Origin of the sequence: Pseudomonas sp. MWU12-2037, assembly GCF_023242345.1 — a bacterium.
GTDB lineage: Bacteria > Pseudomonadota > Gammaproteobacteria > Pseudomonadales > Pseudomonadaceae > Aquipseudomonas > Aquipseudomonas gingeri_D.
Genome location: NZ_JALLIZ010000022.1, coordinates 1 through 19,816, shown reverse-complemented (window position 1 = coordinate 19,816; position 19,816 = coordinate 1). Strand labels below are relative to the sequence as shown.

The 19,816-nt window shown below is 62.4% G+C and carries 20 protein-coding genes; 9 read left to right on the top strand and 11 right to left on the bottom strand.

Going from position 1 to position 19,816, the window contains the following annotated elements; translation table 11 throughout:
- Positions 1–200: 200 nt before the first annotated feature.
- Positions 201–1,097, top strand: a complete 897-nt coding sequence (locus M5B42_RS27690) for a PA4780 family RIO1-like protein kinase (protein ID WP_248747595.1) — start codon at positions 201–203, stop codon at positions 1,095–1,097.
- Positions 1,098–1,133: 36 nt separating this feature from the next.
- Here the strand turns inward: M5B42_RS27690 and cueR are convergent, their stop codons facing one another.
- The 3 genes from cueR to M5B42_RS27675 all read right to left on the bottom strand — a co-directional run bounded on the left by cueR (position 1,134) and on the right by M5B42_RS27675 (position 4,383).
- Positions 1,134–1,535, bottom strand: a complete 402-nt coding sequence (cueR, locus tag M5B42_RS27685; RefSeq protein WP_177101360.1) for a Cu(I)-responsive transcriptional regulator — start codon at positions 1,533–1,535, stop codon at positions 1,134–1,136.
- A gap of 10 nt (positions 1,536–1,545) precedes the next feature.
- Positions 1,546–3,933 carry a heavy metal translocating P-type ATPase gene (locus M5B42_RS27680; protein WP_248747594.1) on the bottom strand — a complete coding sequence of 796 codons (2,388 nt, stop codon included), beginning with the start codon at positions 3,931–3,933 and terminating at the stop codon, positions 1,546–1,548.
- Between the two features lie 63 nt (positions 3,934–3,996).
- On the bottom strand, positions 3,997–4,383 hold the full coding sequence (locus M5B42_RS27675) for a hypothetical protein (RefSeq protein WP_152741616.1): 387 nt from the start codon (positions 4,381–4,383) through the stop codon (positions 3,997–3,999).
- 148 nt (positions 4,384–4,531) lie between these two features.
- Between M5B42_RS27675 and M5B42_RS27670 the strand changes: the two genes are divergently transcribed.
- The gene (locus tag M5B42_RS27670) at positions 4,532–4,732 is read left to right on the top strand and encodes a cation transporter (protein WP_103496996.1); all 201 of its coding nucleotides are present in this window, start codon (positions 4,532–4,534) and stop codon (positions 4,730–4,732) included.
- 101 nt (positions 4,733–4,833) lie between these two features.
- Positions 4,834–6,021 (top strand): multidrug effflux MFS transporter, encoded by a 1,188-nt coding sequence (locus tag M5B42_RS27665; protein WP_152741617.1) that lies wholly within the window; start codon positions 4,834–4,836, stop codon positions 6,019–6,021.
- Between the two features lie 15 nt (positions 6,022–6,036).
- Here the strand turns inward: M5B42_RS27665 and M5B42_RS27660 are convergent, their stop codons facing one another.
- Together M5B42_RS27660 and M5B42_RS27655 are read right to left on the bottom strand one after the other, a co-directional pair.
- Positions 6,037–6,216 carry a hypothetical protein gene (locus M5B42_RS27660; protein ID WP_248747593.1) on the bottom strand — a complete coding sequence of 60 codons (180 nt, stop codon included), beginning with the start codon at positions 6,214–6,216 and terminating at the stop codon, positions 6,037–6,039.
- A gap of 144 nt (positions 6,217–6,360) precedes the next feature.
- On the bottom strand, positions 6,361–7,374 hold the full coding sequence (locus M5B42_RS27655) for a zinc-binding alcohol dehydrogenase family protein (RefSeq protein WP_248747592.1): 1,014 nt from the start codon (positions 7,372–7,374) through the stop codon (positions 6,361–6,363).
- Positions 7,375–7,492: 118 nt separating this feature from the next.
- On the opposite strand from M5B42_RS27655, the gene M5B42_RS27650 reads away from it, so the two are divergent.
- The 3 genes from M5B42_RS27650 (at position 7,493) to M5B42_RS27640 (ending at position 10,892) form a co-directional block, all read left to right on the top strand.
- Entirely contained in the window at positions 7,493–8,413 is a 921-nt protein-coding gene (locus M5B42_RS27650; protein WP_248747591.1) for a LysR family transcriptional regulator, read from the top strand.
- Positions 8,414–8,673: 260 nt separating this feature from the next.
- Positions 8,674–9,387, top strand: coding sequence for a helix-turn-helix transcriptional regulator (locus M5B42_RS27645; RefSeq protein ID WP_248747590.1), 714 nt, complete (start codon positions 8,674–8,676; stop codon positions 9,385–9,387).
- Between the two features lie 125 nt (positions 9,388–9,512).
- Positions 9,513–10,892, top strand: a complete 1,380-nt coding sequence (locus M5B42_RS27640) for an MFS transporter (RefSeq protein WP_248747589.1) — start codon at positions 9,513–9,515, stop codon at positions 10,890–10,892.
- Positions 10,893–11,048: 156 nt separating this feature from the next.
- Here M5B42_RS27640 and M5B42_RS27635 read toward each other — a convergent pair whose 3' ends face one another.
- The 3 genes from M5B42_RS27635 to M5B42_RS27625 form a co-directional block, all read right to left on the bottom strand.
- On the bottom strand, positions 11,049–12,002 hold the full coding sequence (locus M5B42_RS27635) for an adenosine deaminase (protein WP_103499827.1): 954 nt from the start codon (positions 12,000–12,002) through the stop codon (positions 11,049–11,051).
- A gap of 111 nt (positions 12,003–12,113) precedes the next feature.
- Positions 12,114–12,797, bottom strand: a complete 684-nt coding sequence (locus M5B42_RS27630; RefSeq protein WP_248747588.1) for an SDR family oxidoreductase — start codon at positions 12,795–12,797, stop codon at positions 12,114–12,116.
- Entirely contained in the window at positions 12,787–13,173 is a 387-nt protein-coding gene (locus M5B42_RS27625) for a MerR family transcriptional regulator (RefSeq protein WP_152741623.1), read from the bottom strand. The genes M5B42_RS27630 and M5B42_RS27625 overlap by 11 nt, the downstream gene beginning before the upstream one ends.
- An 86-nt stretch (positions 13,174–13,259) precedes the next feature.
- Between M5B42_RS27625 and M5B42_RS27620 the strand changes: the two genes are divergently transcribed.
- On the top strand, positions 13,260–13,688 hold the full coding sequence (locus tag M5B42_RS27620; RefSeq protein WP_248747587.1) for a hypothetical protein: 429 nt from the start codon (positions 13,260–13,262) through the stop codon (positions 13,686–13,688).
- A 326-nt stretch (positions 13,689–14,014) separates the two neighbouring features.
- Here the strand turns inward: M5B42_RS27620 and M5B42_RS27615 are convergent, their stop codons facing one another.
- The 3 genes from M5B42_RS27615 to M5B42_RS27605 form a co-directional block, all read right to left on the bottom strand.
- Entirely contained in the window at positions 14,015–14,602 is a 588-nt protein-coding gene (locus M5B42_RS27615) for a YigZ family protein (protein ID WP_103499823.1), read from the bottom strand.
- A 27-nt stretch (positions 14,603–14,629) separates the two neighbouring features.
- Entirely contained in the window at positions 14,630–15,280 is a 651-nt protein-coding gene (locus M5B42_RS27610; protein WP_103499822.1) for a TetR/AcrR family transcriptional regulator, read from the bottom strand.
- 223 nt (positions 15,281–15,503) lie between these two features.
- The gene (locus M5B42_RS27605) at positions 15,504–16,424 is read right to left on the bottom strand and encodes a LysR family transcriptional regulator (protein ID WP_248747586.1); all 921 of its coding nucleotides are present in this window, start codon (positions 16,422–16,424) and stop codon (positions 15,504–15,506) included.
- A gap of 137 nt (positions 16,425–16,561) precedes the next feature.
- Between M5B42_RS27605 and M5B42_RS27600 the strand changes: the two genes are divergently transcribed.
- Together M5B42_RS27600 and M5B42_RS27595 are read left to right on the top strand one after the other, a co-directional pair.
- Positions 16,562–17,911 (top strand): aspartate aminotransferase family protein, encoded by a 1,350-nt coding sequence (locus M5B42_RS27600; protein WP_100944339.1) that lies wholly within the window; start codon positions 16,562–16,564, stop codon positions 17,909–17,911.
- Between the two features lie 95 nt (positions 17,912–18,006).
- Positions 18,007–19,500, top strand: a complete 1,494-nt coding sequence (locus tag M5B42_RS27595; RefSeq protein WP_248747585.1) for a CoA-acylating methylmalonate-semialdehyde dehydrogenase — start codon at positions 18,007–18,009, stop codon at positions 19,498–19,500.
- The last annotated feature ends 316 nt before the right edge of the window (positions 19,501–19,816 follow it).

Sequence of the window (19,816 nt, the reverse complement as noted above, 5' to 3'; positions counted from 1 at the left end):
GCTGCGTGAACAATAGCTTGATAATCGTCAGCTATTCTTTGGAGTCGCGGCTTTCATCTGGCCGGTTCGTCGGAATAATCTGGCACATTGAGTGCATTGGAGAGTATTCGAGGTCGGCATCCTCTCCCCGCTGTGAGAGGATTGCCGTATAACGAGTGACATTCGCGTGTTTGGCAATAAAGGACCCACAATAAAAGCTGATGAAGACTCCAAAACGCATTGAACCCCTGATCGAGGACGGTCTGGTCGACGAGGTGCTGCGCCCACTCATGAGTGGTAAAGAGGCAGCGGTTTATGTGGTGCGCTGTGGCAACGAGCTACGTTGCGCCAAAGTCTACAAGGAGGCGAATAAACGAAGTTTTCGTCAGGCGGCCGAGTATCAGGAAGGCCGCAAGGTGCGTAACAGCCGGCAGGCCCGCGCCATGGCCAAGGGCTCCAAGTTCGGTCGCAAGGAGACCGAGGACGCTTGGCAGAACGCGGAAGTGGCGGCGTTGTTCCGTCTGGCCAGCGCTGGCGTACGGGTGCCCAAGCCGTTCGACTTCCTGGAAGGCGTGCTGCTGATGGAGTTGGTGGCGGACGAGTACGGCGATGCCGCACCGCGCCTCAACGATGTGGTGCTGGAGCCGGATCAGGCGCGCGAGTATCACGCGTTCCTGATTTCCCAGATCGTGCTGATGTTGTGTACCGGTCTGGTGCACGGTGACCTGTCGGAGTTCAACGTGCTGTTGACGCCACAGGGCCCGGTGATTATCGACCTGCCCCAGGCGGTGGATGCGGCGGGCAACAACCACGCCTTCAGCATGCTGGAGCGGGACGTCGGCAACATGGCCTCGTACTTCGGGCGTTTCGCTCCGGAGCTGCGGCAGACCCGTTATGCCAAGGAAATGTGGGCGTTGTTCGAAGCCGGTACCTTGCATCCGGGCAGCATTCTGACGGGTGAGTTCGACGATCCGGAAGAACTGGCGGATGTCGGCAGCGTGATGCGCGAGATCGAAGCGGCACGTTTCGAGGAGGAGCGCCGACAGGCGATCCGCGCGGCGGATGACAAACCGCCGAGCAAGGCTGAAGAGCCGCCTCCGCCGTGGATGCAGCAGTGATCGCTTGAATGAAGAATCCGGCCTCGGCCGGATTTTTTAATGGCAGCAACCGCCCGATGCCAGGTCCTTGAGGATCGGGCAATCGGGCCGCTGGTCGCCGTGGCAGTGCTCCACCAGGTCCTGCAAGGTGTCACGCAGACTGGCCAGTTCTTCGATCTTGCGGCTCAATTCCTCGATATGCTGGCGGGCCAGGGCCTTGACGTCGGCACTGGCGCGCTGGCGGTCCTGCCAGAGGGTCAGCAGCTTGCCGACCTCCTCCAGGGAGAAACCCAGGTCCCGGGAACGTTTGATAAAGGCCAGGGTGTGCAAGTCCTGCGCACTGTACACACGGTAGCCGCTGTCCGTGCGGCTGGCGGCCTTGAGCAGGCCGATGGACTCGTAATAACGGATCATCTTCGCGCTCAGGCCGCTCTGGCGGGCTGCTTGGCCGATATTCATGACAACTCCTTCAGTCGAGGTCTTTGGGTTTCCAGGTCTTGAGCAGCAAGGCATTGCTTACCACGCTGACACTGGACAAGGCCATGGCCGCACCGGCCAGTACCGGATTGAGCAGGCCGAAGGCGGCCAGGGGAATGCCGATCAGGTTATAGACGAAGGCCCAGAACAGATTCTGGCGGATCTTCCCATAGGTCTTGCGGCTGATTTCCAGAGCCGCCGGCACCAGCCGCGGATCGCCGCGCATCAGGGTGATGCCCGCCGCGTGCATGGCGACATCGGTGCCGCCACCCATGGCAATGCCGATATCGGCGGCGGCCAGTGCCGGGGCGTCGTTGATGCCGTCGCCGACCATCGCCACCACACCGTTGCGTTTCAACTCGGCGACGATGGCGGCTTTGTCCGCCGGCAGCACCTGGGCGTGAACATCGTCGATACCCAGGGCCTCGGCGACCACCCTGGCGCTGCCACGGTTGTCGCCGGTCAGCAGGTGGCAGCTGATCTGCCGGGCCTTGAGCTGTGCGATGGCTTGCAGGGCGCCGTGCTTGAGGGTGTCACCGAAGGCGAACAGGCCAAGTACCCGTGGTTGCGGGCTTTGTTCGATCAACCAGGACAAGGTCCGACCTTCGGCTTCCCAGGCGCTCGCGGACTCGGCCAATGCGCCTGCGCTCAGGCCACTTTCGTCGAGCAGGCGCTGATTGCCCAGGGCCAGGGCGCGTTCGCCGAGGCGCCCGGCGATACCGCGTCCACTCAGCGCCCGGCTGTCACTGACATCCGCCAGGAGCAGGCCGCGTTCCGCGCAAGCGTCCAGCACCGCCTTGGCCAGGGGATGTTCGCTGCCGCGCTGGAGGGCGCCGGCCAGTTGCAACGCGTTGTCGTCGTCACCGGCCGTGGTGATCAGGTGGGCGATGCGCGGTGCGCCGGAAGTCAGGGTGCCGGTCTTGTCGAAGACCACGGCGCTGACTTCATGGGCGCGCTCCAGGGCCTCGGCGTCCTTGATCAGAATGCCATGGCGCGCGGCCACGCCGGTGCCGGCCATGATCGCCGTCGGAGTCGCCAGGCCCAGGGCGCAGGGGCAGGCAATCACCAGCACCGCCACCGCATTGATCAGCGCGGTCTCCAGCGGCGCGCCGTGCAGCCACCAGCCGATCAGCGTCGCCAGGGCCAGCAACAGAACGGTCGGGACAAACACCTGGCTGACCTTGTCCACCAGTTTCTGGATCGGCGCCTTGCCGGCCTGGGCGTCTTCCACCAGGCGGATGATCCGCGCCAGTACGGTCTCGGCACCCAGCGCCCGGGTTTTCACCAGCAACCGCCCTTCGCCGTTGATGGCCCCGCCAGTGACCGGGTCGCCGGGCTGCTTGGGCACCGGCAGGCTTTCGCCGCTGATCAGGGCTTCATCGGCATGGCTGCGGCCCTCGACCACTTCGCCGTCCACCGGAAAGCGTTCGCCGGGTTTGACCAGTACCAGGTCATCGAGACGCAGGGCACTGATGGCCACGTCCTGCTCGCGGCCGTCGATCACCTGGATCGCCCGCTCCGGACGCAAGGCTTCCAGGGCGCGGATGGCGCTGGCGGTCTGGCGCTTGGCGCGGCTTTCCAGGTATTTGCCGAGCAGCACCAGGGCGATCACCACCGCCGAGGCTTCGAAGTACAGATGGGGCATGCTGCCGGGCGCGGCGTTGGCCCACTGATACAGGCTCAGGCCATAACCGGCGCTGGTGCCGAGGGCGACCAGCAGGTCCATATTGCCGGCCCCGGCCTTGACGGCTTTCCAGGCGGCGACATAAAAGCGCGCGCCGAAGATGAACTGTACCGGCGTGGCCAGGGCCCATTGCAGCCAGGCCGGGAGCATCCAGTGGTAACCCAGCGGCTGGGCCAGCATCGGCACCACCAGCGGCAGGGCCAGGGCGATCGCCAGCAACAGGGACAGGCGTTCGCGGTGCAGGCGCCGTTGCTGCTCCTGGGCGACGGTGGCCTCGCTTTGCCGCAGGCTGGCGCGGTAGCCGGCGCCGGTGACCGCGGCGATCAGCACGCTGGAGTCGACTTGGCCCAGCAGATCCAGATGAGCCCGTTCGCTGGCCAGGTTGACACTCACGTTCTGCACGCCGGGCACCTTGCTCAAGGCCCGCTCGACCCGGCCGGCGCAGGAAGCGCAGGTCATGCCGCCGATCTCCAGTTCCAGGCTGCGGGTGGGCACGCTGTAACCGGCCTGCTCGACGGCGCGCAGCAGCGCCGGCAGGCTATCGGCGGGGGCCTGGACGCGGGCCTGTTCGGTGGCGAGGTTGACGCTGACGGCACTGGCGCCGGCGACCTTGCTCAGGGCGCGTTCGACACGGCCGGCGCAACTGGCGCAGGTCATGCCGGCGATCGGCAGGTCGAAGAAGGTGGAGGCGAGCATGGGCAATACTCCTGGAGAAGTTGCCCCAAGGATCAACCTTGCCCCCTTGGCAAGGTCAAGCCCTTATTGATAACCCAGCGGTGCCTGTTTCAGGCGCAGGCCTTCCGGGCCGCCGACGATGGAGAACTTGCGCACATCGCCGCCGTTGAGCTTGATCACCTGCTCGGGGGTGGTCAGCATGCCGGCTTCGCAGCCTGGGGTCTGTCCGGGCAGGAATTTCAAGCGGATCGAGACATTGCCCGGTGGCAGGTTGAAGGAACTGGACTGTTCCTGGAAGAGACGGCCGGACAGTTGATCCTGCAGATAGATGCCGATCTCGCAGGAAGTGGAGACTTCCAGGCGCTCGCGCGAAATGATCAGGACGGCATAGTTCTCTCCGGCCGCAGTGGCGAAAGGGCTCGCACCGAAAATGCTGAGAAGGCCGAACAGGCTGAATGCTGACCAGCGCATGGCTGAATCTCCTACGGTTTGATCGTCGATGCCGAAGCTTGGCGCAGGCTTGCGTTAAATGCCAGCCCGGCAGTGTCATCAGGAACTTGACCTTGCCACGGTGGCAAGCTTGAGACTGCCCATATTCCCCCATGAAAGGAGCTGTGTCATGCAAGTCTTCAATGTCCAGGGTATGTCCTGCGGTCACTGTGTACGGGCCATTACCCAGGCGGTCCAGGCCCGCGATCCGGCGGCCGAGGTGCGGGTCGACCTGGCGACGAAGGAAGTCGGTGTCAGCAGCCGGCTGTCGGCGGAGGAAGTGCTCAGCGCCATCAGCGAAGAAGGTTATGAGGCGAAGCTGGCCGGTTGACGCGGATTCGGTTTTTTTAATAGTTAGCGACCTATCAGATTGTTCAAGGCCTCCTCGCGCCGCTAGACTAGGCGCCCGCGTCGATCCTCTCTGGACACCTGATGAACCTGCGAACCATCCTGATTCTTGGCGCCCTGAGCGCCTTCGCGCCCCTGGCCATCGACTTCTACCTGCCGGGCTTTCCGGCCATGGCTACTGCCTTCGGGACCGATGAAAAACATATCCAGCTGACCCTGGCGGTGTATTTCCTCGGCCTTTCCATCGGCCAGTTGGCCTACGGGCCAGTAGCCGATCGTTTCGGTCGGCGGGTGCCATTGCTGGTGGGGGTGGCGCTGTTCACCGTCGCGTCCCTGGCCTGTTCCTTTGCCCCGAGCCTGGACTGGTTGATTGCCGCGCGTTTCGTCCAGGCCCTGGGCGGCTGCGCCGGGATGGTGATTTCCCGGGCGGTGGTCAGCGACAAATGCGACGCGGTGGGGTCGGCCAAGGTCTTCTCACAGCTGATGCTGGTGGTGGGACTGGCACCGATCCTGGCGCCGATGCTCGGCGGCGTGCTGGTCAACCTCTATGGCTGGCATTCGATTTTTGTCGCCCTGACGATCTTCAGTGCCCTGGCGGCCATCGCTGTGATTCTCGGCCTGCCCGAGAGCCTGCCGGCCAATCAGCCACGTCCGCCGTTGTCGGGGGCGCTGCGCCAATACGGCCGCTTGCTGGGCGACCGCCTGTTCCTCGGCCACGCCCTGACCGGCGGCATCGCGATTGCCGGGATGTTTGCCTATATCGCCGGTTCGCCGTTCGTGTTCATCAAGCTTTATGGCGTACCGGCCGAGCACTACGGCTGGTTGTTCGGCACCAACGCCGCGGGCTTCATCCTGACCGCGCAGGTCAATGCGCGCCTGCTGGCCAAGCGTGGTCCGGCCTTTCTGCTGGTCCGCGCGGTGTGGGTCTACCTGGTGGCCGGCCTGACACTGCTGGCGATCAGCAGCCTGCACCCGCAACAGCTGTGGCCGTTGCTGGTGCCGCTGTTCATCTGTATTTCCAGCCTGGGCTGTATTTTGCCCAATGCTTCGGCCTGTGCCATGAACGGCCAGGGCGCGCGCGCCGGCAGCGCATCGGCAACCCTGGGTTGCCTGCAGTTCGGCGTGGCGGCGGCGGCGGCCTCATTGGTCGGCGTGTTGCACGATGGCAGCGCCGTGCCGATGGCCCTGGTCATCAGCTTGTGCGGTGTGCTGGTGGTCACGCTGGCCATGTCGACTCGCCGCGTACACAACGCACGAGTCATCCAGGGCTAGGTTCCCGACGCGGGATTAACCGACGGCGCGTTGCCTGTGTTCGGGGAAAGCGTGGGGGGCCAGCAGCCTGCTTTGCAGAGTGGCGACAAAGGCACGGGCTTCAGCTTCGCTACGGAAGGTCACCACGTGCTGGTCCAGGCGGACCTGCCATTGATTGCCGTGGGACCTGGTCAGTTCTTTAAGCAGTATATTCATTGCGCACTTCCTCCTGTTGGTAACGGCTCATTCTCTGTTGCTTGAAAATGACTGCGATAAAACCAAAACAGCAGTGAGGGTACGAGTGTAGCGCTGATTTCCTGCTTTTAGATGACCAGGCTCAATCATCTGACTGGTGGTTGCTCAGAATCCTTCCAGCACGATCTTGCCCTTGGCCTTGCCGCTTTCCAGAAACCCATGGGCACGGCGCAGGTTGGCGGCATTGATCTGGCCGAAGTGCTCGCCCACCGTGGTTTTCAACACACCGGCATCGATCAGTTCGGCGACGCGGTTGAGCAGGTTGTGCTGTTCGATCATGTCGTCGGTCTCGAACATCGAACGGGTGTACATGAACTCCCAGTGCAACGACAGGCTCTTGCGCTTGAGCTTGCTGATATCGAGGCTTTTCGGGTCGTCGATCAGCGCCAGCTTGCCCTGGGGCTTGAGGGCTTCGACCAGCTGGTCGAGGTGGCTGTCGGTCTGGGTCAGGCTGGCGACGTGGGTCACGTGCGCCTGGCCATGGGCCTTGAGTTCTTCGCTCAGCGGCCGGCTGTGATCGATTACCAGGTCGGCACCCAACGCCGTGACCCAATCCTTGGTTTCGGCTCGTGAAGCGGTGCCGATGACTTTCAGGCCGGTCAACTGGCTGGCGAGCTGGGTCAGGATCGAACCGACACCCCCGGCCGCGCCGACGATCAGCAGGCTCTGGCCCTGATCGGTTTTGTTCTCGGCGATTTGCAGACGCTCGAACAGCAGCTCCCAGGCGGTGATGGCGGTCAGCGGCAAGGCGGCGGCTTCGGCAAAACCCAGGCTTTTCGGCTTGTGCCCGACAATGCGCTCGTCCACTACGTGCAGCTCGCTGTTGCCGCCGGGACGGGTCAGGGAGCCGGCATAGAAGACCGGGTCGCCGACCTTGAACAGGCTGACGTCGTTGCCCACCGCCTTGACCACGCCGGCCACATCCCAACCGAGCACCTTGGCCTCGCCGTTTTCCGGTGGCATGAACTGACGGACCTTGGTGTCCACCGGATTGACGGAGATCGCCCTGACCTCCACCAGCAGGTCACGGGGACCGGCGACCGGGGCGGGCAGTTCGATGTCTTGCAAGGACAACGGGTCGTTGACGGGCAGGGACGCGTAGAAGGCAATGGCTTTCATGGGAAAACTCCAGAGGGCAGTGATTTCGATGGGGTCATGATTGGCTATTTCACTTGAAGATAAAACCGGCTAAAACAGCAGGCTCTTTCAATATTTTTTTGATAATGCCGAGGCCACCATGTTGCGTTTCGATGACTTGCAGTTGTTTGTCCGTGCTGCCGACCTGGGCAGCCTGTCGGCGGCGGCGCGGGTCATGGACATGTCGGCGGCGGTGGCCAGCGCGGCCTTGAAGCGGATCGAGCAGCAACTGGGCGCGCGCCTGCTGGCGCGCTCGACCCGCAGCCTGAGGCTGACCGCCGAAGGCGAGGGCTTCCTTGAATATGCCCGGGGGGCGTTGAGCCAACTCGATGAAGGCCGCCGTCTGCTGGCTCGCGGCCAGGACCAGGTCAGCGGCGTCTTGCAGTTGTCGGCGCCCTCGGACTTCGGGCGCAACCTGCTGCTGCCCTGGCTGGACGAGTTCCAGCGCGAGCACCCGCAATTGACCGTGCGCCTGCTGCTGGGCGACCGTATCGCCGATCTGTTCCGCCAGCCGGTGGACATTGCCTTGCGTTATGGCGAGCCGGAGGACTCCAGCCTGGTGGCGCTGCCCGTGGCGCCGGACAACCGCCGGGTGCTGTGCGCGGCACCCGGCTATCTGGCGCGGCACGGTGAACCCCGCACCTTGGCGCAACTGGCGCAGCACAACTGCCTGCTCTACATGTTGAGCAGTCGGGTGCATGACCATTGGAGTTTTCACGACGGCAAGCGCGACGTCGGCCTGACCGTCAGTGGCGATCGCTTCAGCGACGATGCCGATGTGGTGCGGCGCTGGGCCGTGGCCGGGGTCGGTATCGCCTACAAATCCTGGCTGGATGTGTCGGCCGATGTCCTCGCGGGACGCTTGCAGGTGCTGTTGCCGGAGTTGCGCTGTGAGCGTGCTCCGCTGAATTTGTTGTGCGCCCATCGCGCTCAATTGAGTAAGCCGGTGAATCTGCTGCGCGAGATGTTGAGCCGGCGGTGCGCGCAGCTGGGGCGACTGGCGCCGGTTTCCCGGTCATGAGACACGCGGATCCCGAAGAGGTTCTGTTACAACCCGTTCAGGAATAAAGGTCGGCTCCGCGCACATTGTGGTTTAGGCTGAAGACATTGGATCCAATATCCTTTCGGCGAATGAAGAATTTTGTTTCATTCGCCACCGTTGATTGCCGAACGACGAAAAAATCGCCCCTTTTTTGGCATTTTCGCGTCTTGGCTTGGGCGGGATTACTCCTCAGTATGCCCCGTGTGCGTTCGATCAATGTTTCAACAGGGAGTGAAGACATGGAATATGCACCTTGCGTCAGTCAGATTGCCACGTTGCTTGCAGACCCCAAGCGCAGTGCAATGATGTGGGCGTTGTTGGATGGCAGCGCCCGGGCTGCCGATGAGTTGGCCCTGTGCACGGGCCTGTCGCTGTCCTCGGCCAGCGCTCATCTGGCGCGCCTGAGTTCAGGCGGCCTGGTCCGTATCGAGGAGCGCGGGCGCAAGCGCTTCTTCCGCCTCGCCGCCCCGGAAGTCGGCACGGCGGTGCAAGCCTTGGCCAGTGCTTCATTGGCCAGTGCACCGCTGGCGATGGCCCATGCGGTCAAGGCGCTGGCCCCCGATGCCGACGCCTTGCTGCATGCCCGGGTGTGCCACGATCACCTGGGCGGTGAACTGGCCTGCGAGCTTTACCAGCGCCTGCTGGGGGCGGGCTGGGTCGAACAGCAGGAACTGCGGCTGCGGGTCACCAGCAAGGGCGCGGCGCGCCTGGCCGAGCGCGGCCTGTACATCCAGGCGTTGGCCCATGGGCAGCGCGAGATCGCCTGTGTCTGCCACGACCTGCAACGTCGCCCGCATCTGGGTGGCGCGCTGGGCGCCGGGCTGCTGCAACTGTTCCTGCAATCCGGTTGGCTGGCCTTGCGGGAAGACTCCCGGGCCTTGCAGGTGTCCGCGCTCGGGCAGCGGCAGATCGACAAGCTGGCCGGTGAAATCGAGCTCGAATTGGCCGGCTGAGCCCCGGTAGCCTGCCGCACGGATGCGGCGGGCGTCGCTCAAGACTGCAAACAGGTCGTATCCAGAAACAAGCCCTCCTGACGATACCGCACACTCGATCGAAGATTCGAATCGAGGGATATCCCATGGAAGCTCAAGGCTACAGCGCGGCGGAACGACTGGAACGCTTGCCCATCAGCGGTTATCACCGGCTGATTTTCATCATCATCGCCCTGGCGTTTTTCTTCGACTCCATGGACCTGGCGATGATGACTTTCCTGCTCGGCTCGATCAAAGCCGAATTCGCCCTCAGTAGCGCCCAGGCCGGTCTGCTGGCCAGTTCGAGTTTCTTCGGCATGGTGGTCGGGGCTTCGTTGTCGGGGATGCTCGCCGATCGTTTCGGGCGCAAACCGGTCTTCCAGTGGAGCATCGTGCTCTGGGGCGTGGCCAGTTACCTGTGCTCCACCGCGCAGACCGTCGAGACCCTGACGCTGTTTCGCATCCTGCTGGGGTTCGGCATGGGCATGGAGTTTCCGATTGCCCAGTCGATGCTTTCGGAACTGATTCCGGCCAAGCGCCGCGGGCGTTATATCGCGCTGATGGACGGCTTCTGGCCCCTCGGTTTTGTCGCGGCGGGGGTGTTGTCGTATTTCCTCCTGCCGCTGGTGGGCTGGCGGGACATCTTTCTGGTGTTGGCGATACCGGCGGTGTTTGTCCTGGCGATCCGCTTTTTTATCCCCGAGTCGCCACGTTGGCTGGAACAGGCCGGGCATCATGGGGCGGCGGACAAGGTGCTGGGGGATATCGAGGCGCGGGTGCGGGCCTCGCTCAAGCGCACCTCGCTGCCGATTCCTGTGCGTCTGCCCCGTGGCGTGGACCGCGCACCGAGTTTCTTTTCGGCCTTTCAACAATTGTGGTCGCCGCTGTACCGCCAGCGCACGATGATGATCTGGAGCGTCTGGTTCTTCGCCTTGCTCGGTTTCTACGGCCTGACCTCCTGGCTCAGCGCCTTGCTGCAGCAGTCGGGTTTCGCGGTGACGCAGTCGGTGTATTACACGGTGCTGATTTCCCTGGGCGGGATTCCGGGGTTTCTGATGGCGGCCTGGCTGGTGGAGCGCTGGGGGCGCAAGCCGGTGTGTATCGTGACCTTGCTCGGTGGCGGGGTCATGGCGTTTTTCTACGGGCAGAGCGCGGTGTTCGGCGGCAATGTCGGCTTGCTGGTGGGCTCGGGGTTGTTGATGCAGTTCTTCCTGTTCGGCATGTGGGCGGTGTTGTACACCTACACGCCGGAGTTGTACCCGACGTCGGCGCGGGCCACGGGTTCCGGTTTTGCTTCGGCGGTGGGGCGGATTGGCTCATTGCTCGGGCCGCTGGTGACCGGGTTGGTGTTCCCGGTGACGGGGCAGGGTGGGGTGTTTGCCCTGGGGGCGCTGTGCTTCGTGATTGCGGCGGCGCTGGTCTGGCGCTTCGGCATGGAAACCAAGGGCAAGGCGCTGGAGGAGTTGAGCGAGGCGGCGCAGGTATAGACACCGTCTCGCGTTGACTCGCAATTGCGCTCAACACAACCCCTGTAGGAACCGGCTTGCTGGCGATGAGGCCCGCAAGACTTGCATCGATTAGTCGGCCGCCATCGCCAGCAAGCCGGCTCCTACAGTTTGATGCTGTTGCTCAGGCCGGGTTTATCAAGGCTTGACCAACCGCGCATCCAGGCTGTTTTGCGCCAGGCGTTGAGCCTGTTCCTTGGTCATGCCCAGGTCGGTGTACAGGGCGTGGAAGTTCTCGGTCACATAACCGCCGAAGTAGGCCGGGTCATCGGAGTTCACCGTGACCTTCACGCCGCGTTCGAGCATATCGAGGATGTTGTGCTGCGACATGTGGTCGAACACGCAGAGCTTGGTGTTCGACAACGGGCAGACGGTCAGCGGGATCTGCTCATCGATGATCCGCTGCATCAGCCGCTCGTCTTCGATGGCCCGCACACCATGGTCGATACGCTGGATCTTGAGCAGGTCGAGGGCTTCCCAGATGTACTCCGGCGGACCTTCTTCGCCGGCGTGGGCGACGGTCAGGAAACCTTCGCCACGGGCGCGATCGAAGACCCGCTGGAACTTGCTCGGCGGGTGGCCCATTTCCGAACTGTCGAGGCCGACCGCGACAAACGCATCGCGAAATGGCAGCGCCTGGTCCAGGGTCTTCTGCGCTTCGTCTTCGCTGAGGTGACGCAGGAAGCTGAGGATCAGGCCGCTGCTGATGCCCAGTTGCTGTTCGCCGTCCTTGAGGGCCGCGGCAATCCCGTTGAGCACCACTTCGAAGGGGATTCCCCGGTCGGTGTGGGTCTGTGGATCGAAGAAGGGTTCGGTGTGGATCACGTTCTGCGCCTTGCAGCGCAGCAGGTAGGCCCAGGTCAGGTCGTAGAAATCCTGGGAGGTGCGCAGCACATCGGCGCCCTGGTAGTAGAGGTCGAGGAACTCCTGCAGGTTGTTGAAGGCATAGGCCTTGCGCAAGGTGTCCACATCGTTCCACGGCAGGGCGATCTTGTTGCGTTCGGCCAGGGCAAACAGCAGCTCCGGCTCCAGCGAGCCTTCCAGGTGCAGGTGCAGTTCCGCCTTGGGCAGGGCATTGAGCCAGTCGTACATGGTCTTTTTTCTCATCAGGTGCAGTGGGTGGACATTCTACAGATGTCTGTCGAAACACTGGCTAAATCCGCTGCGGGAGCAGCCCGTCGGCGCTCCTGCAGGGGTTGTTGCTTACCAGGGAATGGTCTCGCCCTTGTAGTTGATGAAGTGATGCCCGCCCCGGCCGGAATAGGCATTGACCTGATCGATCAGGCCGCGAACGCTGGTGGCCACGTCGATATCCGCGTCTTCGCCGCCCATGTCGGTTTTCACCCAGCCCGGGTGCATCGACAGGACGGTAAAGGTCGGCGCTTCGATTTCGCTGAGGAAAGTGCTGGCCATGGAATTCAGCGCGGCCTTGCTCGCCTTGTAGAAGGCCAGGTTCGGTGCGTCGGGGGTGGTCACGCTGCCCAGGCCCGAACTCATGAAGGCGACCACGCCATTGCCCGGGCGGATCTGCCCGACGAAGCGCTGGGCCAGGGCCACGGGGGCGACGGCATTGGTCATGAACAACTGGCCGATCTCGCTCAGCGAGGCATTGCCCGGGCGCTGGTCGTCAGGCCCCTTGACGCCGGCATTGACGAACAGCAGGTCAAAGACCTGGCCTTCCAGGCGTTGCGCCAGCGCGGCCACCGCCGCGTGATCGTCCATGTCCAAGGCTTCGATACGGACCGGTCCGACGGCCTTCAGGGCATCGGCCTTGTGGACGTCGCGCACGGTGGCGGTCACGTCCCAGCCGTCGGCCAGCAGTTGTCTGGCCAGCCCGAGTCCAAGGCCTCGGGAAGCACCGATGATCAATGCATTCTTACTGCTCATGAGCAAACTCCTTGTCAGATGAAAGTCCGGTTCTCAGAGGACAACTTTGCTGCAGGCGATGCTGCAATTCCAAACGCAACTCACCCAGGTCGGCGATGCGTGCTTCGATCAACGTGAGCTTGTCTTGCAGCAGTTGCGTGACGGCGCTGTCGGCATCCGGTGCATGCCACACGCCGGCGACGCTGCTGCCGATTTCCCCCAGGCTGAAACCCAGGCGCTGGGCGGTCTTGATGTACTGCACCAGTTGCACCATCTCGGGAGGATAGTCGCGATAACCGTTGGCGCTACGTTGGGCCACGATCAAGCCGCGCTGCTCGTAGAAACGCAGGGTGTCGCAACTGACGGTACAGGCCCGGGCCAGTTCACCGATACGCATGCTGTCTGTTCTCTGGAAAGGCTTGACCTTGGAGCATACTCCAGGCTTTAGCCTCTGTGTTCCTTGAATCGCTATGGAGATGCCTTATGTGGAGCACAGCGCAGTACCGTCGACTGGTCCGGGCCAGCGGTTGGTATGACTTGATCGTGACGGCGGCCTTTGTCACCCCCTGGAGTTTTCTTGCCTTGCATGCTGCCCTGCTGGCGCTGGCCGCCGCGCTGAACCTGCCGGGAAGCTTTCCGCCGTTTGCGCCTGTGCACCTGCTGATGGCGAACTTGTTGGGCTCGATCGTCTGCGTCTGGGCGGTATTGCGTATCCGCGATCCGCAACAGACATTCGGCCGCTATGACGCGGCGGGCCGGATGCTGTTCGCGACCTGGCAAGCCTACGCCCTGAGCCAGGGGGCGAGCATGATCATTGCCGTGTTCCTGTTCTTTGAACTGGCCTGGGGGATCGCGCAGTTGTTGCCAGTGCGCGGAGCGTCCGATGAAGCCATATTGGTCAATGCGATCTGATCAAAAAATGATCAATTTCGCGCAGGCGTGGCTGGATCGGCTACCCGGCCACCCTTGCACGGCTTATCCACAGGTTGCTCCACAGTATCTGTGCGCAAGCTTGCAGCATGGGTATAAAGGCCATTGGGCTATTTTCAAAACGCGATAAACCCGGGTAACTCGCTGTTTACTGGACGATTTTGCGCCGTTGGCGGGTGATTGGACAAAAACTGATCAGCGGCCGTAAAGCCACGTTGCAGAAGGGTTACAGCCGGATGTGCTCAGGTTATCCACAGTCGGGTGCACAGCGACTGTGGGCAACCGGCGGGGCGGTGAACAGAGGCCGGTTACGCCTCTCGCTGCAGGAGGATGCGTCCGCGGCTGAGATCGGCCAATTGCCGTTGCAGCGTATCGATCTGCGCTGCGCCCACTGCCAGTTGCAGCTCCACGCCATTGGCGGTGAACTGCTCTTCCAGGATCAGGCCACCCAGCTCGGCCACCCGTAGCTTGACCAGCGCCAGTTCGCTGAAGCCGCAGGCGCAGCTCAGCGCGACCCGGCTGATCAGCGGCAGTCGTTCGGCATTTTGCAGGCACTTGTTGGCGCCGCCGCCATAGGCACGGGCCAGGCCGCCGGTGCCCAGTTGGATGCCGCCGTACCAGCGAATGACCAGTACCGCGACCTGGTCGCAGTCCTGGGCCTCGATGGCCGCCAGGATTGGCCGGCCCGCGGTCCCGCCGGGTTCGCCGTCGTCACTGCTGCGGTACTGGTCGGCGAGTTTCCAGGCCCAGCAGTTGTGGGTGGCGTCCAGGTCGCTGTGTTGCTCGATAAAGGCCTGGGCTTCGGCGACGCTGGTGATCGGGGCGGCGAGGGTGATAAAGCGGCTTTTGCGAATTTCCTCGCGGTATTCGCAAAGGCCGGCAAGGGTAAAGGGCATACGGGATTCGGCTTCAGTTCAAAAGAGTCAGAGCGGCGGCGTCAGGCCGCAGCCCTTGAGGATAATACGGATCAGATTGTTGCCGGCGTCTTCCATATCCTGCTTGGTCAGCCGCGGGCGGCCGGTGACGCGACAGATCTGGGTGGCGAAGTCGGCGTAATGCTGGGTGCTGCCCCAGAGCAGGAAGATCAGGTGCACCGGATCGACCGGGTCCATCTTGCCCGCATCGATCCAGGCCTGGAACACATTCGCCCGGCCCTGGAACCAGGCGCGGTAGTCCTGGTTGAAGTGCTCGGTCAGGCATTCGCCGCCGCTGATGATCTCCATGGCGAAGATCCGCGAGGCCTGTGGCTGGCGCCGGGAAAACTCCATCTTGGCGCGGATGTAGCGGGCCAGCGCCTGCGCCGGATCGTCATCGACACTGAGGTGGTTGAAGGTGTCGTCCCACTGTTCGAGGATATTGCTCAATACCGCGATATACAGGCCCAGCTTGTGGGTGAAGTAATAATGCAGGTTGGCCTTGGGCAGTCCGGCGTTCTGGGCGATGGTGTTCATGCTGGTGCCTTTGAAGCCATGGCGGGCGAACTCGTCTTCGGCGGCCTTGATTATCGCTTCCTGGTTTTTCTGGCGAATTCGGCTGGCGGGCTTTCCGGCGTGGGCAGGGGCTTCAACGGTCATAGGCAGTTCCGAACGGGTCTGTGGGTGCAACCCGTGCACAGATAGCGTACCCAGGGGGTTGAGACAAGTCCTGTCATCATATAAAGCCTGGATCCGGGCCGATTCTGTCGCTTTCGGGGCAACTATTCGCGGCAGTGGCTTGGGCACGATATTTTGCTGGCGCCGGCTTGTTGGCGAAGAGGCCCGCAAGCCAGTTCAAGATTGCGCAAGCCTGTGGATATCTTCAGCGGGTTGCCGCCAGGCTTTCCAGGAAACTTTCCAGCACCAGGTGTGGGCGCCGCCCTTTACGTGTCACTGAAGCCAGGCTCAGGTCATAGAAACGGCTGCCGGCCTTGAGGGCGCGCAACCGACCCTGCTGGACCCAGAGATTGGCATAGTGATCAGGCAGGTAGCCGATATAGCGCCCGGTGAGGATCAGGAACGCCATGCCTTCGCGGTCCGAAGCGCTCGCGGTGCAATTGAGCGCCTGGTAATGCGCCTGGATCTCGGCCGGCAGGCGGAAGGTTGGGGCGATGGCGTCCTGGGCATCGAGCCGTTCATCGTCCAGTTGCTTGTCGTCCACATAGAACAGCGGATGCCCCACCGCGCAGTAGAGCAGCGAACGTTCGCTGTACAGCGGTTGATACTCCAGCCCCGACAAGGCGCTGGCTTGGGGCACCACCCCGACATGCAGGCGGCCGTCGAGCACGCCTTGTTCCACTTCGTTGGGGGCGATCATGCGAATCTGGATCTGCACATCCGGCCCGCGTTCCTTCAATTGGGCCAGTGCATGGGTGATGCGCATATGGGGCAGGGTGACCAGGTTGTCGGTCAGGCCGATGGTCAGCTCTCCACGCAGGTGCTGGTGCAGGCCGTTGACCTCGGTGCGAAAACTTTCCAGTGCGCCCAATAGCTGCAACGCCGAGTGATAGACCTCGCGACCTTCCTCGGTCAGTGAGAAACCGGCCCGTCCACGTTGGCACAGGCGTAGCCCGAGACGTTGCTCCAGATCGCTCATCTGCTGGCTGATGGCCGAGCGGCCGATACCGAGCACGCTTTCCGCGGCGGAAAAACCGCCGCACTCCACCACGCTGCGAAAGATACGCAGCAAGCGGATATCAAAGTCGCTGACTTGCGCCAGGGGATCGGGGCGGCGGCTGCTCATGGTTGGGTCATATTGTTTAGTGGCCTGCTGACTGAACATTAGAAAAGTTGCATTTCACCGACTTTATCGCCATGGCAATTTAGCTGCAAGAACGCTTTCAACTCCTGCGCCGCTTATTGCCCTGTGAGGTTTCGCCCATGAACATGCCTGAACACGCCCCCGGCTCCCTGGCCAGCCAGCTCAAACTCGATGCCCACTGGATGCCCTACACGGCCAATCGCAACTTCCAGCGTGATCCGCGCCTGATCGTTGCCGCCGAAGGCAGCTGGCTGATCGATGACAAGGGGCGCCGGGTCTACGACTCGCTGTCCGGCCTGTGGACCTGCGGCGCCGGGCACACCCGCAAGGAAATCCAGGAAGCGGTGGCCAAGCAACTGGGGACCCTCGACTACTCGCCGGGCTTTCAATACGGTCACCCGCTGTCGTTCCAGCTGGCGGAGAAAATCACCGCGCTGACGCCGGGCAACCTGAACCATGTGTTCTTCACCGACTCCGGCTCCGAGTGCGCCGATACCGCGGTGAAGATGGTGCGGGCCTACTGGCGTCTGAAAGGCCAGGCGACCAAGACCAAGATGATCGGTCGGGCCCGTGGTTACCACGGGGTGAACATCGCCGGTACCAGCCTGGGCGGTGTCAACGGCAACCGTAAACTGTTTGGCCAGGCGATGATGGATGTCGACCATCTGCCCCACACCCTGCTGGCGAGCAATGCCTTCTCCCGTGGCATGCCGGAGCAGGGCGGTATCGCCCTGGCCGATGAGCTGCTCAAGCTGATCGAACTGCATGATGCGTCCAATATCGCGGCGGTGTTCGTCGAGCCCATGGCCGGTTCCGCCGGTGTGCTGGTACCGCCACAAGGCTACCTCAAGCGCCTGCGGGAAATCTGCGACCAGCACAATATCCTGCTGGTGTTCGATGAAGTGATCACCGGCTTCGGGCGTACCGGCGCGATGTTTGGCGCCGACAGCTTTGGCGTCACCCCGGACCTGATGTGCATCGCCAAGCAAGTCACCAACGGCGCCATTCCTATGGGGGCGGTGATTGCCAGCAGCGAGATCTACCAGACCTTCATGAATCAGCCGACCCCCGAGTACGCCGTGGAATTCCCCCACGGCTACACCTACTCGGCACACCCGGTGGCGTGCGCCGCAGGCCTGGCGGCACTCGACCTGCTGCAAAAGGAGAACCTGGTACAGAGCGTGGCCGAAGTCGCGCCGCACTTTGAAAATGCCTTGCACGGTTTGAAAGGCAGCAAGAACGTGATCGACATTCGTAACTACGGTCTGGCCGGGGCGATCCAGATCGCTGGCCGTGACGGCGACGCCATCGTGCGTCCGTTCGAAGCCGGCATGGCCTTGTGGAAGGCCGGTTTCTACGTGCGCTTCGGTGGCGACACCCTGCAGTTCGGCCCAACGTTCAACAGCAAGCCGCAGGACCTGGATCGTCTGTTCGATGCGGTCGGCGAAGTGCTGAACAAGCTGGACTGATCCTTCTATATAGAAGACCAAATAGAAGACCAACACTATTTCCTGACAGGAGCGAGGCGACTCGCTTCTGTACGTCCATGTTCTGGAGCCCCGCAATGAGTGCAATTCAACATTTGATCGACGGCCAACTGGTCAGCGATTCCGGTCGCACGGCCGCCGTATACAACCCGTCCATCGGCCAGGTTATCCATCAGGTGCCGTTGGCGGATCGCGAGACCATTCAGCAGGCCATCGACTCGGCCAAGGCGGCTTTTCCGGCCTGGCGCAATACACCACCGGCCAAGCGTGCCCAGGTGATGTTCCGCTTCAAGCAACTGCTGGAACAGAATGAGGCGCGTATCGCCCAACTGATCAGCGAAGAACACGGCAAGACCCTGGAAGACGCCGCCGGTGAATTGAAGCGTGGTATCGAGAACGTCGAGTACGCCTGCGCCGCGCCGGAAGTACTGAAGGGTGAATACAGCCGTAACGTCGGTCCGAATATCGACGCCTGGTCCGATTTCCAGCCGCTGGGCGTGGTGGCGGGGATCACGCCATTCAACTTCCCGGCGATGGTGCCCCTGTGGATGTATCCGTTGGCGATCGTTTGCGGTAACTGCTTTATCCTCAAACCGTCCGAGCGTGATCCGAGCTCGACCTTGCTGATCGCCCAGCTGTTGCAGGAAGCCGGTTTGCCCAAGGGTGTGCTGAACGTGGTGCATGGTGACAAGACCGCGGTGGACGCGTTGATCGAGGCGCCTGAGGTCAAGGCCCTGAGCTTTGTCGGCTCGACTCCGATTGCCGAGTACATCTATGCCGAAGGCACCAAGCGCGGCAAACGTGTCCAGGCCCTGGGCGGAGCGAAGAATCATGCGGTATTGATGCCGGATGCCGATCTGGACAACGCGGTCAGTGCCTTGATGGGCGCGGCCTATGGTTCCTGCGGTGAGCGTTGCATGGCGATCTCCGTGGCTGTTTGCGTGGGCGACCAGGTGGCGGACGCGCTGGTGGCCAAGCTGGTGCCACAGATCAAGGCGCTGAAGATCGGTGCGGGTACTTCGTGTGGTCTGGATATGGGGCCATTGGTCACCGGTCAGCACCGCGACAAGGTCAGTGGCTATATTGCCGATGGCGTGGCGTCGGGCGCGCAGTTGGTGGTCGACGGTCGTGGCTTGAGCGTCAAGGATCATGAGGAGGGCTTCTTCCTCGGTGGTTGTCTGTTCGATCGCGTGACGCCTGAGATGCGCATCTATAAGGAGGAGATCTTCGGGCCGGTGCTGTGCATCGTCCGGGTCAACAGCCTGGAAGCGGCCATGCAACTGATCAACGATCACGAATACGGTAACGGCACCTGCATCTTTACCCGTGACGGTGAAGCGGCGCGTTTGTTCTGCGACGAGATCGAAGTGGGCATGGTCGGGGTCAATGTGCCGTTACCGGTGCCGGTGGCTTATCACAGCTTTGGTGGTTGGAAGCGTTCGTTGTTCGGCGACCTGCATGCCTATGGTCCGGATGGCGTGCGTTTCTACACCCGGCGCAAGGCGATCACCCAGCGCTGGCCGCAACGTGCCAGCCATGAGGCGTCGCAGTTCGCGTTCCCGAGCCTTTAAGCGTCGGTGGGTTACCAGGTCCGTATAGGTGTTGCCTATGCGGGCCTCTTCGCGGGCAAGCCCTGCTCCTACAGTCCTCTGTCGTTCCCCAATTTTGTGTACGACGCAAACCTGTAGGAGCAGGGCTTGCCCGCGAAGACGTCAGTACTAACGCTGCAACCCTCATTGTTTGCACCGTTTCCGGCTCTTATGACAGAAAAATGAAAATAAGCGTTGACGGGAAATTCCACAGCTCTATAATTCGCCCCACTTCCGGCGCAGTCGAAACGGAAAAGCCTTTGAGATTCAACGAGTTACAAAGGTTTTGAGAGTTTTT

Bases quoted from the DNA above. Each gene is read 5' to 3' on its own strand.
- M5B42_RS27630 (WP_248747588.1), bottom strand. From the start codon at position 12,797: ATGAGCAGTAAGAATGCATTGATCATCGGTGCTTCCCGAGGCCTTGGA.
- M5B42_RS27595 (WP_248747585.1), top strand. From the start codon at position 18,007: ATGAGTGCAATTCAACATTTGATCGACGGCCAACTGGTCAGCGATTCC.
- M5B42_RS27680 (WP_248747594.1), bottom strand. From the start codon at position 3,933: ATGCTCGCCTCCACCTTCTTCGACCTGCCGATCGCCGGCATGACCTGC.
- M5B42_RS27655 (WP_248747592.1), bottom strand. From the start codon at position 7,374: ATGAAAGCCATTGCCTTCTACGCGTCCCTGCCCGTCAACGACCCGTTG.
- M5B42_RS27600 (WP_100944339.1), top strand. From the start codon at position 16,562: ATGAACATGCCTGAACACGCCCCCGGCTCCCTGGCCAGCCAGCTCAAA.
- M5B42_RS27610 (WP_103499822.1), bottom strand. From the start codon at position 15,280: ATGACCGTTGAAGCCCCTGCCCACGCCGGAAAGCCCGCCAGCCGAATT.
- M5B42_RS27645 (WP_248747590.1), top strand. From the start codon at position 8,674: ATGGAATATGCACCTTGCGTCAGTCAGATTGCCACGTTGCTTGCAGAC.
- M5B42_RS27675 (WP_152741616.1), bottom strand. From the start codon at position 4,383: ATGCGCTGGTCAGCATTCAGCCTGTTCGGCCTTCTCAGCATTTTCGGT.
- M5B42_RS27640 (WP_248747589.1), top strand. From the start codon at position 9,513: ATGGAAGCTCAAGGCTACAGCGCGGCGGAACGACTGGAACGCTTGCCC.
- cueR (WP_177101360.1), bottom strand. From the start codon at position 1,535: ATGAATATCGGCCAAGCAGCCCGCCAGAGCGGCCTGAGCGCGAAGATG.
- M5B42_RS27670 (WP_103496996.1), top strand. From the start codon at position 4,532: ATGCAAGTCTTCAATGTCCAGGGTATGTCCTGCGGTCACTGTGTACGG.
- M5B42_RS27620 (WP_248747587.1), top strand. From the start codon at position 13,260: ATGTGGAGCACAGCGCAGTACCGTCGACTGGTCCGGGCCAGCGGTTGG.
- M5B42_RS27605 (WP_248747586.1), bottom strand. From the start codon at position 16,424: ATGAGCAGCCGCCGCCCCGATCCCCTGGCGCAAGTCAGCGACTTTGAT.
- M5B42_RS27625 (WP_152741623.1), bottom strand. From the start codon at position 13,173: ATGCGTATCGGTGAACTGGCCCGGGCCTGTACCGTCAGTTGCGACACC.
- M5B42_RS27660 (WP_248747593.1), bottom strand. From the start codon at position 6,216: ATGAATATACTGCTTAAAGAACTGACCAGGTCCCACGGCAATCAATGG.
- M5B42_RS27690 (WP_248747595.1), top strand. From the start codon at position 201: ATGAAGACTCCAAAACGCATTGAACCCCTGATCGAGGACGGTCTGGTC.
- M5B42_RS27650 (WP_248747591.1), top strand. From the start codon at position 7,493: ATGTTGCGTTTCGATGACTTGCAGTTGTTTGTCCGTGCTGCCGACCTG.
- M5B42_RS27635 (WP_103499827.1), bottom strand. From the start codon at position 12,002: ATGTACGACTGGCTCAATGCCCTGCCCAAGGCGGAACTGCACCTGCAC.
- M5B42_RS27665 (WP_152741617.1), top strand. From the start codon at position 4,834: ATGAACCTGCGAACCATCCTGATTCTTGGCGCCCTGAGCGCCTTCGCG.
- M5B42_RS27615 (WP_103499823.1), bottom strand. From the start codon at position 14,602: ATGCCCTTTACCCTTGCCGGCCTTTGCGAATACCGCGAGGAAATTCGC.